Genomic DNA, 16,167 nt, shown 5'->3' with positions numbered 1-16,167 from the left:
AAAAAAAGAAAAAATGAAAAATAAATTTTTAATCTCAATAATCAGCTTAAGTACTCTTGCTGCAGTAGGATGTACAAACCTTGATGAACAGGTAATCGATGAATCATTGGAGGCAATAACTGCTACGCCTGTAGAATCTTTTATTGCTGCTGCTTACGGTCCGCTTCCTGATGCATTTACCCATACCAAAAATTATGGTCTTCAGTTGATCAGTTCAGATCAGGCGATTCTTCCGCCAAGAGGAAGTGGAAACGACTGGTACGACGGAGGAAAATATATTGAGCTTCACCAACATACAACCACAACTACAAATGTTGTGGTGTCGCAAACTTGGGATGCCATGAGATTGATGATTTCAAGAACAGTTACAGCCATTGAAAAACTTCAGCCTTTAGCGGCAACAGATGCAAATGCGGCAAGAGGAGTTTCTGAAATGCGTGCTTTGAGAGCTTACTATAATATGTTGATGCTTGATTATTGGGGAATTGCATTTAAAAAAGATAACAGCGGTCAAAATTCGGAAATCTTAAGAAGGCAGGAAGCAATTTCTTATATCGAAAGCGAATTTCTTGCGGTAGTAAATAATCTTGACAATACAAAAGGTCCGGGAAGAATGTCTCAGGCTTCTGTTAATGGTTTCTTGGCGCAGCTTTATCTTAACGCAGGAGTTTACAGAAATCCTTACGGAACACCGGTTTTCTCTGCAACGGATATGGATAAAGTGATAGAATATACAAATAAGGTGATTAATTCAGGTTTATTTTCACTTTCTCCGGAATACTTTGCAATCTTTGATGATAATAACCATTCAAATAAAGAATTAATTTTTGCAATTGATCAGCGTCAAGACCTCAACACATCACACAACAGATTAGGTTACTGGTCATTATCAGGAAGTCAATATCCTTTAGCGGCTTTTCCTAAAGCTAACGGAACAGACGGGCCTGCAATTACATCTGATTTTTACAATACTTGGGTTCAGGCTTACGGAAGCACAGATCCGGCTCAGGCAGATGCTAGGTTTTACAAAGAGAACTTTACAGTGCCACAGAATTTGCAGAATTTAACGGGAGTTACTCCTGCGAATGATGCGAATCATTATTTCCTTGTCAATGGTTCTACATATGAAATCAACAGGGGGATTCAGAGAGGAGTTCAATGGGGACTGAGAAATGCTTCAAACGGGCAGCCTTTCCAAACTGTTAATGGACAATATAAAATATATCCGATCATTGAACAGAGAAATGGATTTGTAAATTATGTGAATCATACTCTGGATATTGATCTTGAAAATCCGAATAACAAAGATTATACGGATGGTTACAGGGTTTCAAAATACCAGTTCAGCAGAACGTCGGATACCGGAAGAAACAGAGGGAATGCTGATATTGTTCTTTTACGTTTAGCTGATATTTATTTAATGAGAGCTGAAGCTCAATTAAGAAAAGGAAATGCAGGGGCAGCTTTAGCAGATGTGAATTTGGTAAGGGCTTCAAGAACGGCACGTCCGCAAGTAACTCCACCTGCATTGACTTCAATCAGCCTTGATTTGCTTTACCGTGAAAGAGGTTTTGAATTTTATTGGGAATATTCAAGAAGAACGGATATGATCAGATTTGGACATTATGAAGATATTTATACATCTAAAACCAATACTGACGTAAGAAAACGATTGTTCCCAATTCCTCAATCGGCAATGGACGGTGCTTCAAGTGTTCCTGGTTATCTTGTACAGAATGAAGGATATTAAAATAAATTTTAATTTTTCACTTATACTTTCAAAGAAAAATACCAACAGTATTGTTGGTATTTTTTTTCTTTCTAATAGTTTAGTGTAAATTTTTAATCAAGCGGTTTTCTTCCGCTGATAATATTGTAAAGAACTACAATAATAGCAATTACAAGTAATACATGAACTAAAGAACTTGTACCGATTCCCGGAACGACATTAAGCATTCCTAAAAGCCAAACGATGATACAAATAACTGCGACTAACCATAGTAAACTTCTCATAATAATAATTTTTTGGGTGTTATGATTTATTATTAGCATATACCGTGCCTTTTTTATGACGAGGTGCAATTTGTGGTATGTACAAATAAAAAAGGGAATTCAAAAAAATAAATTCCCTTTAGTTTTAAAGTGGAGTTGGAGGGACTACAATTTTGTGTTTGTATTGATTTTGTTGGTTTATCTGTAGTGTGTTAAATCATTTATTATTAGTATATTAGCAAAGTTAAATAAAATGAAGTTCAAATAGATTCAAAAATTTCGGATACAATTTCGGATACAATTACGTAAAAACATTGATTATATATGGCATCAGTTAGTTACTATTTACGCAGTAAGGTACAAGATAAAGATTGTACGGTTTGGCTACGCTTTAGAGATAAGGGAATAGATTTGAAAGTTCCAGTTCCTTACCTGAGATGTAAACCCAAGGATTGGAAGGATGGTAAATGTAAAATACCATCAAAAAAAATGTCTGCTGAAGATTTAGATACATTAAATGTTCGTCTTTTGAAATTGGAAGGTGATATACTTTCAAAATTTAGTGCAGAGAAACCTGATGATTATATTAAAGAGTGGTTAGAGAATGTTATCGACCCTGTTAAGGCTCTTAAAATTGAAGAGGCTTACTCTGATGAGATCATTGTTTTTATTGACGATTATATAGCTTTAAAAAGAGCTCAGAATACATCAGAATCAACAGTCAAGAAGGCTAATGTTGTAAAGAATTTACTAATTAGATATATCGAAAGCAGAAGACATAATCGTAAGACATTCAAAACTTTAAAATTTAAAGATTTAGATAATTCTTTTAGAGTTGATTTTGAAAAATATTGTAATGATGAACATTATAAGATTTCAACAACCTACAGAAATTTAAAGTTTGTAAAGATGGTCTGCAAAGTGGCGGAATCTTTTGATATTGAAATTAATAGGCATGTATGGGGATGGAAGTTTGAAATTGAGAAGGCTACTAAGGATTTACCAAAATCGATATATCTTACCCAAGCAGACTTGCTTAAAATAGAACAGACAGAGATGCCTCATGAATATTTAGAGAATGCTAAAGACTGGTTAATTATTGCTTGTAATTGTGCGCAACGTGTCAGTGATTATTTAAGATTTACTTCAAATATGATTGTGGTTGATGATGGAGGTCAGAAATATATTGATTTTACTCAACAGAAAACAAAGGCTAAAATGAAAATTCCTTTATTAAAAAAGGTTCAGGAAATTTTAGATAAGCGAGATGGTGAATTTCCTAGACGAATTTCGGATGTAAAACTTAACCTATATATAAAGGAAGTTTGTGAAATAGCTGAGATAAACGAAATGATTTACAATGGAGTTGTAAAAACTAGCGTTAAAGATGGTAAGAATATCACTCGTAAAGTGTTCTCTGAATATCCGAAGTGGCAGTTGGTTACGTCCCATATTGGACGTAAGAGTTTTGCTTCAAATTTTTACGAGATTATTCCTACGACTTATTTACTCAATTTTACTGGGCATAAGACCGAAAAACAGCTACTTAACTACATAAATAAATCAGAGGTAGAGAAAGCTAAATCCACTGCAAAGTTTTTTAGTAATTTAGGATATTGATAGTATTTTGAAAATTTCGACAATTTGGCATGATATTTGTAATTGTATAAATAGACCTAAGCATACTACAGTATAGTATGTATAGGTCTTTTTGTTTTACGAAAGATTCGTGAAACCTTGAGTTTGTTATTACTGCCTTCAAGAGGGTGGTATTTTTTTTAGGAGGAAATTTTGGTAAGTATAAAAAATCAGTTGTATCAAAGTTTCGTCTAACTATAAATTTGTAAAAAATAAATAAATATAATATTATGAGCACAATTACTATGTTACATGTTTTAAGAGAAGAACTAATTAAAGAATTTGGAAGCATGTTAAAAACTGAGTTGCAAAAACTTCAAGTTGAAAAACAACCACAAACTGAAAAAGCTGTTTACACACGACAAGAAGTGAAAGAGCTTTTAAACGTTAGCTATGGAACTCTTTGTAATTGGAATAAGAACGAAGTTCTAAAGCAGGTAAAAATAGGTAGTCGTGTTTATTATTCAAAGGCAGATGTCTTAGCTACCTTTGATAACATTCAAAAAAAATAAAATCATTACAAGAATCTTTGCTAATAAAATATTATATGATTAGTAAATTCTTATAAAATTTAAGCAATTAATGAATTAGTACGTCCATAATTTTAATTATGGAAGGTATTGTCATGTTTAAATTTTAGTTAACAACTGTTTAATAGTCTATAAATCAACAAATTAAATATATGGAAAAACTATATAAAATGCGAAAAAGTATAAAAAAGAGTATATTTCGCCATCCAGTAGAAGTGACGAAAAATCAATTTAAGCAAAATAGTAATCTGAATTTTACAATGGTTAGCAAAACAAAAATTTGGGTTTATAAAAATTTAGATGTTGTTGCTGATATCTATATAAATGAAGAAAATCGAAATAAAATTTATGCTGAAGTCGATATTAACCCATATTCAAATATCAATTTTCAATTAATTGATAAAGAATTCAGGAGTTTTTTGTACGATAAGTGGACACGGAAACAATACAACAAACTTGAAACTATTGAGCTTTTTAGTAAAACGTATTTTGATAATTAATATTAAAAAAGATAAATACTAAACAGGATAAAAATTTTAATAGTTTAAAATAAATATTATCATAACAAAAATTATTCAATATGTTTTCAATTATAAAAAATGTGAGAAATAGAAATATTATTGGGCAAATAAATTCTATTGCGGAATTCGTTGAATTTCTTAAAGATGATAAAAGAGAAGAAGTATCATTAATCATGAAATTACGCAACTTAAAATGTAAGAACAAAGAATATCAGGCAATAAAAGTTGAGTTGCCGTCAATTTGTTTCAACTATAAATTCAAAAATAATTATATTAATACGGAAAATGCGGATAATTCTACAGGGTATTTGTATTTTGATATTGATGGAACAGAAAGCTTTGATTATGATACAACATATATTACGGCATTGTGGAAAAGTGTGGGTGGTAATGGATTTGGATTATTAGTCAAAGTAAAAAACTTAATAAAAGAGAATTTTAAAGTTAGCTACGAATACATAGTTGATTTGTTGGGTATACCTTATGATAAATCATGTAATGATTGTAGTCGTGTGAACATTATAAGTTTTGATACAGAAGCATATTACAACGAGAATGCAAATGAAATTGATTTATTGGAGTTTAATAAGACTATTATATATCCAATTAAAAAACTCCCCCATTATAGTAGTAATAAAATTAAATTTTTAGGTTACGACCATGATGGGGGTAAAATTAGATTCAATAACTTGTCTGACGTTTTAGATGAAAAAGATTTTAAATTTAATAAAGAGGGTTATTATGATTTCGGAAAAGAAAAAGTGGAGTATTGTAAGTGTTATACACCTCATACAGTTGTTCCACAAGGATTAAGGAACAGCAGATTAAGTGCATATGCTTATTGTATTATTTCAATAAATCCCAATGCTAATTTTACCTCTTTTAAACACTATATACAGCTTTTTAATAATAAGTACTGTAATCCTCCTCTTGATATGGCAGAGGTAAATAGTATGGTTACTAAAATTTATAATTCAAGGGGAAAGATTGAACCTAGGAATAATGCAGAAAGAAGAATCATTTATGGTGATGAAATAAAAACCTTTTCTCAAAAGCTAAAGATCAATGGTAAAGTTTTGGGAGAAGATAGGTCTAAGAAAACGTTTAATGAGCTACTAGACTTTGTATTAAATTGGAATCACGAAAAGTATCCGAAAATCACTCAAAAATCACTCATAGAAGTGTCGGGTAAAAATAAAAAAACAGTTGAAAAATACTATCGTAGTGTCCTTAATAAGGTCAAAAGATTAAAGAATGATAGTTTAAGAAATAAAGTAGTAGAGTAATTTTTCCTACTTATATTACATTTAAAACAATGTTTATTTTGGGATATTTTTCAAACTTGGATTTAATTTAGAGTAATATTCACCTACAACTAAATCACTGTTTTCTAATTCCTCCGTAATATAAGATGTTGTGTATATCATTTGATAACTCGATGGATCATAATCCTTCAACCTCTCAATAAGCAAGTGTTGAAGATTTTGTGCTCTTTTCATTTCAATACCTTTGTCTTCCATATTATCAGCAAAAATAAATCTTGGATAGCGCATCTGAGACACTCTCAATGATGCTAAGAATATGGCAAATCTAGCAGATACCTTTAAATAGAAATTAGAACTTGCAGAATATTTAGAATATTTATTTGAGAGAAAAACCAAATTGTTTGAATAATCGATAAAGAAATCACTTGCATTTTTAAATTCATCTTGTCTGTCAAGATCATTGTTTAATAAATAAACGCCTTCTTCTCTTACTATATTGGTAATTTCTTCTTTCAACTTTTCTTGCTTGGCTTCAGTCTGAAAGATATATTTTTTTAAGAAGTTTATTTCATTTTGAAGATGGGCTCTTTTTTGTAAAAGCTGATTGTAGAATTCTGCATTTTCCAACATGGTTCTAAGTTGTAATATTTCCCCCTCAATAAAACCTTTATTACTGTTTAGCTGATCTATCGTTTCTTCACTAAAGGATTTAACGTCTTTCAATGCGTCATTAACTTGTTTCTGTAAATCTTGTAATTTTCCAATTTCAGCGATATATTTTGATTTTAGTTCTAATAAGCTTCTTTTATTGAGCTCCAAAAGCTTTGTTGACTCGTTTATTTGGAACCCGATTTCAATTTCCATTCTTCTTGCTTGAACAACACCAAAAGATTCATCTATTGGCTCTTTACAAAGCTTACAAGCAGATTCGTTGCTCGACTTAATTTTGGATAAACATTCTGGACAATATTCTAAGGGTAAATGTCCTAAAAATTCTCTTGTATTAATAGAATTTTTTAATGCTTTTATTTTTTTGTTTAAAGTTTCTACAAAAAATTCAGAATCTTGTATTTCGTTGTTTAATACATTAATATTACTTTCCAATTCAGAAACAATTTTTCTCTGGATTATGGATTCTTCATTTAGTTTTTGAAATTCTAATTTTGTGTCTTCTTTATAGTTTGCTTCTTTTTCTTTTGTGCGAATTGCAATAATTTCTTCTTGGATTGATGAAATCTCTATCTCCTTATTTTGTATTTGTGTTTCAATATGTGTTGGGTTTAGTGATAAAGCATCAGTAAAGAAATTAGATGTTGCTTTTATCTCGCTTTTAGTTGATTCAAATTCTTTTTCTGCAATTATTAAACGCTTCTTGTTTTCATACAGCTCTTCGCTGTATACCCCCAACAGTAAGTCTGATACTGTTTCTCTAGTAAGTTGACTGTCAAAATGTTCATAGTAGAATAGAGAACTCGTAGGAGAATCTTGATCAATGTACAAAAGCCTAAGAATTTGATGAAATGTTATATTACTATCCCCCTTAACGGTTGGTAAATCAAGAAGGTCAAATAATATATTTGAAAAACTTCTTACATTATCTGTTGTTCTGTATCCGAATTTTTGCCAAGTCTTTCCTTCAAGAGGCGAAAAACTTTCATCCATTGCTCCCCAATAAAAATACATTGGAGTTTGTGTATTGATCTTTCCATCTTCATCTTTGACAAGTTCCCGTTTTACAGTAAAAACAACGTTATTCATTTCAACTTCTGCAATGACAAAAGAACATAAACGTGCTTCGGGAACAAAGTCACCGAAAGCGCCTCCTAAAACAAAAAAAATAAAATGTGTTATTGTTGATTTTCCACTACTGTTATCTCCTCGAATGATATTTATTCCTTTATGAAATTTTTCATCATAAGCAACTTCTCCGAGTTCTGTCAGAATGTAAAGTCTTAATAAAAAAAGATTATTACGCATCATATCTACTTTCCATTAAACTTGTTCTACTTTTCAGTCCATTTTCACCAAATAAAGAGATTTGATTGAAATGCCCTGTCATCAACGAGATGACGTTTTTTTCTTTTGGAGTAAGCTCATCAAAATTATTAACAAATTCAGCTAAAATATCTTTATTTAATATTTTCACTCTTTGTTGATTAATAGATGACTTGTCAATTATTCCGTAAGAAGCAATACAGTTTAAGGCAGCAAGTTGATAAGGTTTTATTTTTTCAAAAACTTTTCTGTTCTCATAAACTTTTTCATAAGGGTTATTTGAATCCTTTATAAATTCTTTACGAAGTTTTCTAATGTCTGATTCTGTTTGTTTTAGTTTGATCTCGTGTATTTTGCTCGGGAATAATAAGTAGAAATCCCAAATTCTAATTCTTTCTACTTCTATTTTAGTTCCATTTTCAAATTTGTTAAGAAAATGAAGAATTCTAAAAATTGTATGATAAAGATCAAAAGCTTGATTATATACTATCATAATTTGTCCAATTTAAATGACATTGTCCAGTTAAATAATAGATCATTCCAAAAATATCTTCAGCATCATAGTTAAGAACTTCATCATTTTCACCTTCAATATTAATCACATCTAAGACAGGTTCAACAACTTTTTTAACAACTTCTTTTAAAATATCATCTTTACAGGTTTGATTGTTGATGAGAGGAAGAATATGGGTTTCAAAATCCATTTTTATTTTTCCAAATAATTGGCTGTCAATCCACTGTGCGGATTCGAAAAATTTGTTTAGCTCTAACTTTTTTGCGTATTTTTCTTTTTTTCTAGTAGCTTCAAGTATCTCACTATCTCTAAAACCTCCATCTTTCAATTTTGTAGGCATATCAATTCCATCCCGACTTGTAAGATAATATTTTAACGATTCCATAATTCCATCATATCTTATATCGGTAGCAACTTCTTTGTTAAGCTTTTCGAATCTTTTTGAAAATCGTGTTTGCCTAATTAAGTAAATTGAACCTTCATTTGACGAAATATTCAATTGTTGCTGGATTGGACTATCTTTATTTTCTACATTCTGACCCATTACATTTGAATGCTACCTGTATTACTTTGAATGTTAATTTGTTTTTGAACTTCGGTGTTATTATTGATATTTTGTTGAGAATATGAATTTAACTGTTGATTTCCATTTTCAATAGCAACAGTTAGTTCTTCTTTATACTGTGTATTATTAGAAAGCTCTTCTTCGATTAGATTAATCAGTTTAGTTTTCTCATCTTCTGAATTAATATTTGTTGGAATTTCGATATGTTTCTTTCCGAAGGGGCGCTTGATGACCTCCCAAAGATCTTCGCCAACTTTTTCTGCTATGCTTTCACCTGTTTTAAGCAGGAATGGAGAAGCTAAAGTTAATGCTGTTGTAATTAATGTAATTGGTTCCATTTTGAGGTTATTGTTTTTAATTGTCCGCTAAAGCGTTAAAGTTAATGAAGGAATTCTGAAGCTTTTTAGCCAAAATTATTAATTACTTTTTGTTGCATCTAAAATATAAATAATTTATTAATAATAATTCGAATGCTTTAGTTTGCAAGTTTACAAATATTTTTATCTAACAAAAAACGGTTTTCCTTAATTTGGATTGATATTTTTATTTCTAATGTAATAGTACTCTTCAAAACGTCAAAACCTGTCGTATTAACACAGGTTTTGAGTTTTTAGCTTTTTTGTTGAATGAAATACTTTTTCAATCTGGTAGTCACGAGTTTTAAACCATACATTAGAAAGTAAGCGCAACCGACATACAAAGCAAAGTATGTTAATAGTATCAAAATAGAAGATACGTCATCCCAAAGGGTGTGTTGCTTAAATTTTAATGCTGGAAAACAATTTGTTTGTGTTTGAAACAGCATTATCATTTTGTGCTATCAAAGGAGTTTTCATAATTTTTAGAAAACACGGAACCCATGCGTTTATATTTCATTTCTTTTCCGAGAATACACACAGAATACAACCCATTCCCCTTCTGCTCAGACATACGCAAGAAAACAACATCTTTTTCATCACAGTCATTTTCAACTGCGATATGCTTTCTAAGGTCACTTATAGTTGCATCTACTTTTTTCAAAAAAGATTGGATTTTCTTGTCAGGCTTCGGTTCTTGATAATTTGTAGGCAAATCACACTTCTTAGCTTTCTGTTTCTCCTGTGCAAAATAAAGTGTTGGTAACGCTAATACAAGCGTAAATAATAATTTCTTCATGATGACATTTTTTATTGTTAATTGTTTTGATTGATATTTAGTATTTTTTCTCGTTCAATACTCGCTTCTGCATAAGAATCAAAAATCTTTAATTCTCTATTGGTGATATTGTAAAAGCTATTTGAATCAAGAAATTTCTCCTTTTGAATTTGGTCTAATTTTTTGTATTTTTCATCTTCCGATATATCGGTGAGTTCAAAAATTTCACTTGCAGTTTTTGTATAGTCATACTGTTCGTAGTATTTGTCTACTATGTAAACACTTTTTGATTGCTTTGATTTTAAATAGAATATAGCAATACCGTAGTAACTTTTATTTTCAGTAATCGGTGATGAGTAAGTAGATGAATCACTCTTAATATTCTCAATCGATGAAGTTGTGTCAACTATAAAATTTCTTTCTTTGGGAATCGAAGTAGAATCAATGGTATCATAAATAGTATTTGCTTCGGCAGATGTATGATTGTTATTACATCCTCTCACAAATAAAATAATTATTCCTCCAACAAATAGACAGATGAGAAAATACTGTAATATTGTAAATGCTGCAGATTTTCCTGCATCAACGATTGTTGTTTTATCTGCTTTTTGTATATGTACTGATTTGTTTCTAATTTTTTTGATGAAGGCGGTCAAAGATTCGTCATTATAACTAAAATCCGCAGGTTTAATATTGTTGTAGTTATTCTTTGGGTTGGTCAACAGATGATATCTGAAATATTCGGCATCATATCTTGACCTTAACTGTGAATCTTTTAAAATTTCATGAGCTTCGTGAATTTCATCAATAACTTTATTATTATTCAACTTTAACAACTTACTGTAAGCAAATTCAATTTCTTTTAGATTCGAACTGCTTGAAATGTCTAAAATATTATAGTAATCTTTAAAACCAATAATGCTTTTATTAACTTTTTTTTCAACGTTGTCATTTGTTGAGTGGTCTTTTTTCCAAATAACAGTTAAAGCTGCTAATAATCCTAATACAATAATGACCCCTAAAACTCCAGGTCTATTATTAGAATTTGTATTTGAAATAGCAGCTATTATTAATGAGGTAATAAATATAGCTCCTACACTGACTAAAATTTTGGCAATCTTGTTCATATGATGCTAGTTTGATTTTAGGCAATAAAAAAAGTGTGAGCAATTCACACTTCGTATAGGAGGTATTTGGCGTAACCCACAAACACAAAAGCAGAACGCCCACACAGTCGTGCGGTGTTCAACTTTTTGCTTTTGTGATGTATTTTTAAAATCGCCAAATTTTCCTATACAAAGCAAATAAGTCTACACTTATTTATTTTTCGTTAATGTCTTGCGCAAAACTACAAATTTTGTTCCTAATCTTTATCTTGTAAAGGTAATTTTCCTTGCACTTGATAAGATGGACTAAAAAATTGTGTTCTGTCAATACTGAAATAATCTAAGAAAACTGATATTATCGCTTTCATAATAGAATCTAAATTGTTAGGAGCAATAAAATCAATTTTAAATGCTATCTGTTCAAAACTTTTTGCCCAATTAAAAACTCCCTTCAATATTTCATTCTTCGAGAAAAATTCACTCAGAATTGCATATTGTGATGAGTTAAGACTGTCATTGTAATAGTTTCGACTTTTCCCAGAAAGAGCTACTGCAATATTAATTATTTCATCGACCCCATCTTTTCCTAAATTTCCATAATTTAAGCCATCTCTTAAATGTTCATTTTTTTTATTTGTTTCTAGGAACGTTATATCTTTAAGGATAAAATCCATCATAATGAGTAAATGCGAAATTATAATATAGGCAAACCTCGTTGCATCTTCTTTTTTTTGCACATCAGTTATAATTGTTTCAAATAGATATTGTAACATGAAAAGATTTGAATTAAATCCTGAATAATCTAATTCATTCAAAAGTTTCGACTTTGAATTTTCGTATAAAAACCTCCAATCCTTATTTGGAAATTTTTTATAGCTTTTATTTTTCGCTAATCTAATTGAAAATTCCTCTTCGGTAAGTCTATCAATTAAGCCATTGTTTTTCAACTTTGAAATGAAATTCCCATCAAGAACAATTGTTTCGTGTAATAAACCAAATTTTTGAACAATAGGTTTGTTGTCTGTCGTTGCAACAATACATTTGTCAAAACCTAATAATTTTTTTAGACCATTTACCCATAAAATTCTTTCAAACGCTTGAGGTGTCTTTTTGTTTTTAATATCAACATTTATTCGTTCTCTACTAAGAGTTGATGACCTGTCGTAGAGAAATAAATCTACATCTGTGATATCATTGTTCTCGTATCTATATTTAATTCCTCTAGAGACGAAATATCCCAAATTAAGAAAATAATTTCTTAATAATTCTTCAAGCAATTCCCCTTTTGAAATTTTATTCTCCATAATTATTTTCTAAAAGTTCTTAAAATATCTTGCACATTTTTCTTTTCAAGTCCAGTTTGTTTTTTTCTATGCAAAGTTCGTTTTTCCTCTGGACCAATGTAATTTGTAACATTACCCGAATAAATGTCCGTTTTAAGCAAGGTATCCTCTGCTGCATCTCCAAACTCCAATACTTTAAGTGCTAATTCTCCAATATCTTTTTTAAGCAAGGTCATATAATACATATTACTAGAAGATGAATGTGACCTTAACTCAATAACTCTCTTTAATTCTAAAATTTTATAATCTTCACCAATGGCTGTTGCTGGTCCTACTTCAAAACCTCGTACTAATTTTTTTATAAGTGCTTGAAGCATTGTTATTTTCCCTCTACCATAAGAACTGAAGTTCATTCCATAATACAAAGATGACACAAAAGCTTTTGCTAAATCTAATGCATCTTCTTCGAACGGATTACCAAATTTAGCAAAAGCTGACGGTTTGGTTACAAATGTTTGCGTTTCTGAAGCATTACTAACTTCATTTAAGTCATAAAATCCTATTGATTGTAATTTAGACATTAGTGTATCACCTAAAATTTGTTCAACTTTTATCTTTGATAAACAACCAGTTGTTGACAACAGTTCGTCTACCTCAGATATGTTTGCAATATCTTCTCTTTTTAAGCTACTTAAAACAATTTGGGTTTTTTGAATGTCATCACGTTTAAATAAATTTCCATTAAAATAAAGTTTTTCTTCCTGTAAATTCTCATGGTCGATAAATCCTATTTCGTCAACTTGGCTAAAAAGATTGTTAGTGTCATTAGAGGACAGGCTATAGTTATCAGATATATATTCTCTTAACGTTTTATCGTTTTTAGGTTGTTCCGAAACATGTTCTGATAAATCTATTAGCGCTCTCTGTAGATTAGTGGGTGATGTATTATCAAAAATATCTGAAGTATGTGAGAGTACTGCTGCTGTCGTTACCCCTAAAACTGATATAGAGCCATCTTTGGCAACATCAATATAATTACCTCTTTCAAGCACTTTTTTAATCGTGTCAATTTCAGTTTTCTTTACATTCGAAACTTTGGCAATTGCATTTACTTTGTCATTAGAAATTTCACTTTCCATATCAGAAGCAGATAAATTTGATAAGAAAAGACCACTCTTTCCTGCTAATTCCACATCTTCAAAATCATATGCACCTGTGATATCAATCAATTTTTTAGTATGGTTTATTAGCCATGCTCCCTTAGTTTTCTTGTTCATGTTATTAATTTGTTTTTATGGTTAGTTTTTTCAAATATACAATATATAAAGATAGAGTAGGTATCTAAGCAAAGACACCCCCTCCTAGGGCAAGTTTTCGATAGTACCCCCCACCTCTGAAAACTCGGTTAAAAGTTTTCGCAACATCTTAAAACCTGTGAACTTTTCTCAATATTTTTAGACTACAATCCAGATTTAGAACGGATTTCAAAACATTTCAAACGCATTCAAAATATTTTAGCTGTTTCATTTAAAAGTATGCTAAATTTAGAACGTTTGGCACGGTTCCAGTAATCTTAAAGCAACAAAAAACCCCATCAATATTGAGACTATTGAATGGGGTACGTAAAATAATCTTAACGCTAATTAAAATTTACTTACAATGACAAAGGTAAAAAAATGTTTAGATACTTTTAGTGTCTACATCGGAACGTACAGCAAGTATTGTTCTGGAAGCATCTACGGAGCTTGGCTTCAATTATCAGACTATTCAAATTATGACGAGCTTTTGCAAGCTATGCGAGAACTTCACCAAGATGAAGACGACCTAGAATTTATGTTTCAGGATTACGAATGCTCTGAGTTTTTTATCAAACAAAAGCTAATTAGTGAATGCCATCTATCGTCAGACATTTATGAAATAGCCGAACAAATCGACAATTCTGATTTTGATTTTGAGGTCATAGAAGCCTATGCAGACTGTATGAGTTACTACCATAAGGACATAGAGCAATTATTAGAGAGCCTTTCAGATTCTTATTACGGAGAATTTGATTCGGACGAAGATTTTGCACAGACTACTTTAGAACAAGATGGTTCAATTCCCGAAAATCTTCCTTCATATATTTATATTGATTGGCAAACTACTGCAAGAAACTTGATGTATGATTATATGAGTTCAAATGGATATTATTTCAGAAATTAATTAACATAACAATCTTTGCACCTTGCTTATTGCAGGGTGCTTTTTAACAATTTTCGGCATGAAGGCAAGATATATTAGAATCAGTACAGGAGCGCAAAACATAGCAAGACAGGAAGAAAAACAATCGAAAGATGAAAAAGTGTACATTGATATTGTTAGCGGTTCTGTACCATTTAAGAACAGGGAACAGGGAAAGGAACTTATAAAAGCAATAGAGAAGAATGAAATAAATTACATTTCTGTAAGTTCGATTGATAGGTTAGGACGTAATCTTTATGACATTCTTACAACTTTGGAATTTTTCAAAGAAAAGGGCGTTATAACCAAAGTAGAGAATCTGGGATTAGAAAGTCTTATAAATGGTAAAGAAAATCAGGCGTTCAAACTTATTATTTCTGTTATGGCTAATATTGCCGAAATGGAGAGGGAAACTATTTTAGAGCGTCAACGTGAGGGTATCGCAATTGCGAAAGCGAAAGGAATCTATAAAGGACGTGAGAAAGGTTGGAGAGTGTTGAAGATTTTCTATCCAAGTATATAGGAGTAATAAAAAGTCTTAAAAAGGGAAACTCGATAAGAGATACTGCCAAAATTTGTTCTGTGAGTATTGGAACTGTTCAAAAAGTGAAAAACTACATGTGATATGAGAAGGGTGAAGCACTCAACAAAGTTATATTTTTCAATAGTGACAGATAAGAAACAACGTCAAAACAAATGTTTTTAACATTTGGAAATGGTAATCTCCTTATTATTCTATATGTTTAAAATAGTACTTTTATTCTGATGAAAAATTTGATGCTTGTTGTGTATTTTTCATAAGATAATATCTGCTCAGAAGTTTTCAATTTTCTTAAATATTTAAATATCGATTAAAATTAATAGATCGGAGATCAAACTTATCTCTCTGTACTAATTATACATTCAATTAGCTTTTCTAGTGTATCCTCTAGTTTATCTTTTTTTAGTTTGCATTCCCATACTGTTATTACTTTCCAACCTGCTGTTATCAGTTTTTCATTATTAATTATATCTCTTTCAATATTTCTATTTATTTTACTAATCCAAAAATCAGTTCTAGTTTTAGGAATAACATAATATTTGCAGTTATTATGTCCGTGCCAAAAGCATCCATTAACGAAAATAATAGTCTTGTATTTTTTTAAAACTATATCAGGTTTACCTGGTAGAGTTTTAACATTTAAACGATATCTAAATCCTTTAGCAAAAAGTTTTTTGCGAAGCAGAATTTCAGGAGTTGTATTAACACTCCTTATTTTACTCATATTAAAACTTCGTTGTTCTTTAGTATGTCTGTCCATATACTTTTTATTTTGTACAAAAACTGTGACAAATAATAATATTAGTTCAATATATTGCACTATTAGAGAGAAATTGTATCTTTACTAATTATAAAATCCGTGA

The 16,167-nt window shown here is 30.5% G+C and carries 17 protein-coding genes; 7 read left to right on the top strand and 10 right to left on the bottom strand.

All coding sequences use genetic code 11. From position 1 onward, the window contains the following. The first annotated feature begins 13 nt into the window (after positions 1 to 13). A complete protein-coding gene (locus K0R77_RS10910) occupies positions 14 to 1,750 on the top strand; it encodes a RagB/SusD family nutrient uptake outer membrane protein (protein ID WP_300352157.1) in 1,737 nt (578 codons plus the stop codon). 92 nt (positions 1,751 to 1,842) lie between these two features. Here the strand turns inward: K0R77_RS10910 and K0R77_RS10905 are convergent, their stop codons facing one another. Beyond that, positions 1,843 to 2,013 carry a lmo0937 family membrane protein gene (locus K0R77_RS10905; RefSeq protein WP_117584646.1) on the bottom strand — a complete coding sequence of 57 codons (171 nt, stop codon included), beginning with the start codon at positions 2,011 to 2,013 and terminating at the stop codon, positions 1,843 to 1,845. A 303-nt stretch (positions 2,014 to 2,316) separates the two neighbouring features. On the opposite strand from K0R77_RS10905, the gene K0R77_RS10900 reads away from it, so the two are divergent. The 4 genes from K0R77_RS10900 to K0R77_RS10885 all read left to right on the top strand — a co-directional run bounded on the left by K0R77_RS10900 (position 2,317) and on the right by K0R77_RS10885 (position 5,967). Continuing rightward, positions 2,317 to 3,612 carry a phage integrase SAM-like domain-containing protein gene (locus K0R77_RS10900; protein WP_300352155.1) on the top strand — a complete coding sequence of 432 codons (1,296 nt, stop codon included), beginning with the start codon at positions 2,317 to 2,319 and terminating at the stop codon, positions 3,610 to 3,612. A gap of 248 nt (positions 3,613 to 3,860) precedes the next feature. Continuing rightward, on the top strand, positions 3,861 to 4,142 hold the full coding sequence (locus tag K0R77_RS10895) for a helix-turn-helix domain-containing protein (protein WP_300352153.1): 282 nt from the start codon (positions 3,861 to 3,863) through the stop codon (positions 4,140 to 4,142). 170 nt (positions 4,143 to 4,312) lie between these two features. Next, entirely contained in the window at positions 4,313 to 4,660 is a 348-nt protein-coding gene (locus K0R77_RS10890) for a hypothetical protein (protein ID WP_300352151.1), read from the top strand. A gap of 80 nt (positions 4,661 to 4,740) precedes the next feature. Next, complete coding sequence (locus tag K0R77_RS10885; RefSeq protein ID WP_300352149.1) at positions 4,741 to 5,967, top strand: BT4734/BF3469 family protein; 1,227 nt, start codon at positions 4,741 to 4,743, stop codon at positions 5,965 to 5,967. Between the two features lie 33 nt (positions 5,968 to 6,000). Here the strand turns inward: K0R77_RS10885 and K0R77_RS10880 are convergent, their stop codons facing one another. The 8 genes from K0R77_RS10880 to K0R77_RS10845 all read right to left on the bottom strand — a co-directional run bounded on the left by K0R77_RS10880 (position 6,001) and on the right by K0R77_RS10845 (position 13,820). Further along, positions 6,001 to 7,926 (bottom strand): hypothetical protein, encoded by a 1,926-nt coding sequence (locus tag K0R77_RS10880; RefSeq protein WP_300352148.1) that lies wholly within the window; start codon positions 7,924 to 7,926, stop codon positions 6,001 to 6,003. Beyond that, positions 7,916 to 8,434: an ABC-three component system middle component 5 gene (locus K0R77_RS10875; protein WP_300352147.1), complete on the bottom strand. Its 519-nt coding sequence runs from the start codon at positions 8,432 to 8,434 to the stop codon at positions 7,916 to 7,918. The genes K0R77_RS10880 and K0R77_RS10875 overlap by 11 nt, the downstream gene beginning before the upstream one ends. Then, a complete protein-coding gene (locus tag K0R77_RS10870) occupies positions 8,421 to 8,999 on the bottom strand; it encodes an ABC-three component system protein (protein WP_300352145.1) in 579 nt (192 codons plus the stop codon). The genes K0R77_RS10875 and K0R77_RS10870 overlap by 14 nt, the downstream gene beginning before the upstream one ends. After that, entirely contained in the window at positions 8,999 to 9,358 is a 360-nt protein-coding gene (locus K0R77_RS10865; RefSeq protein WP_300352143.1) for a hypothetical protein, read from the bottom strand. Before K0R77_RS10865 ends, K0R77_RS10870 begins: the two co-directional genes overlap by 1 nt. 469 nt (positions 9,359 to 9,827) lie before the next feature. Beyond that, on the bottom strand, positions 9,828 to 10,175 hold the full coding sequence (locus K0R77_RS10860; protein WP_300352141.1) for a hypothetical protein: 348 nt from the start codon (positions 10,173 to 10,175) through the stop codon (positions 9,828 to 9,830). A gap of 17 nt (positions 10,176 to 10,192) precedes the next feature. After that, positions 10,193 to 11,281, bottom strand: a complete 1,089-nt coding sequence (locus K0R77_RS10855) for a hypothetical protein (protein WP_300352139.1) — start codon at positions 11,279 to 11,281, stop codon at positions 10,193 to 10,195. 236 nt (positions 11,282 to 11,517) lie between these two features. Further along, positions 11,518 to 12,564 carry a hypothetical protein gene (locus K0R77_RS10850; RefSeq protein ID WP_300352137.1) on the bottom strand — a complete coding sequence of 349 codons (1,047 nt, stop codon included), beginning with the start codon at positions 12,562 to 12,564 and terminating at the stop codon, positions 11,518 to 11,520. A gap of 2 nt (positions 12,565 to 12,566) precedes the next feature. After that, positions 12,567 to 13,820: a hypothetical protein gene (locus K0R77_RS10845; RefSeq protein WP_300352135.1), complete on the bottom strand. Its 1,254-nt coding sequence runs from the start codon at positions 13,818 to 13,820 to the stop codon at positions 12,567 to 12,569. A 382-nt stretch (positions 13,821 to 14,202) separates the two neighbouring features. On the opposite strand from K0R77_RS10845, the gene K0R77_RS10840 reads away from it, so the two are divergent. Both K0R77_RS10840 and K0R77_RS10835 read left to right on the top strand, forming a co-directional pair. Beyond that, a complete protein-coding gene (locus K0R77_RS10840) occupies positions 14,203 to 14,745 on the top strand; it encodes an antirestriction protein ArdA (RefSeq protein WP_300352133.1) in 543 nt (180 codons plus the stop codon). 58 nt (positions 14,746 to 14,803) lie between these two features. Continuing rightward, complete coding sequence (locus K0R77_RS10835) at positions 14,804 to 15,286, top strand: recombinase family protein (RefSeq protein WP_300352131.1); 483 nt, start codon at positions 14,804 to 14,806, stop codon at positions 15,284 to 15,286. Between the two features lie 355 nt (positions 15,287 to 15,641). On the opposite strand, the gene K0R77_RS10830 is transcribed toward K0R77_RS10835, so the two are convergent. Next, complete coding sequence (locus K0R77_RS10830; RefSeq protein ID WP_300352129.1) at positions 15,642 to 16,064, bottom strand: very short patch repair endonuclease; 423 nt, start codon at positions 16,062 to 16,064, stop codon at positions 15,642 to 15,644. Positions 16,065 to 16,167: the final 103 nt, after the last annotated feature.

The sequence above is a fragment of the Chryseobacterium sp. genome (genome assembly GCF_029240215.1).
Lineage (GTDB): Bacteria > Bacteroidota > Bacteroidia > Flavobacteriales > Weeksellaceae > Chryseobacterium.
Note: the sequence above shows the minus strand (reverse complement) of the source record. Positions and strands in the feature narration are given on the sequence as shown.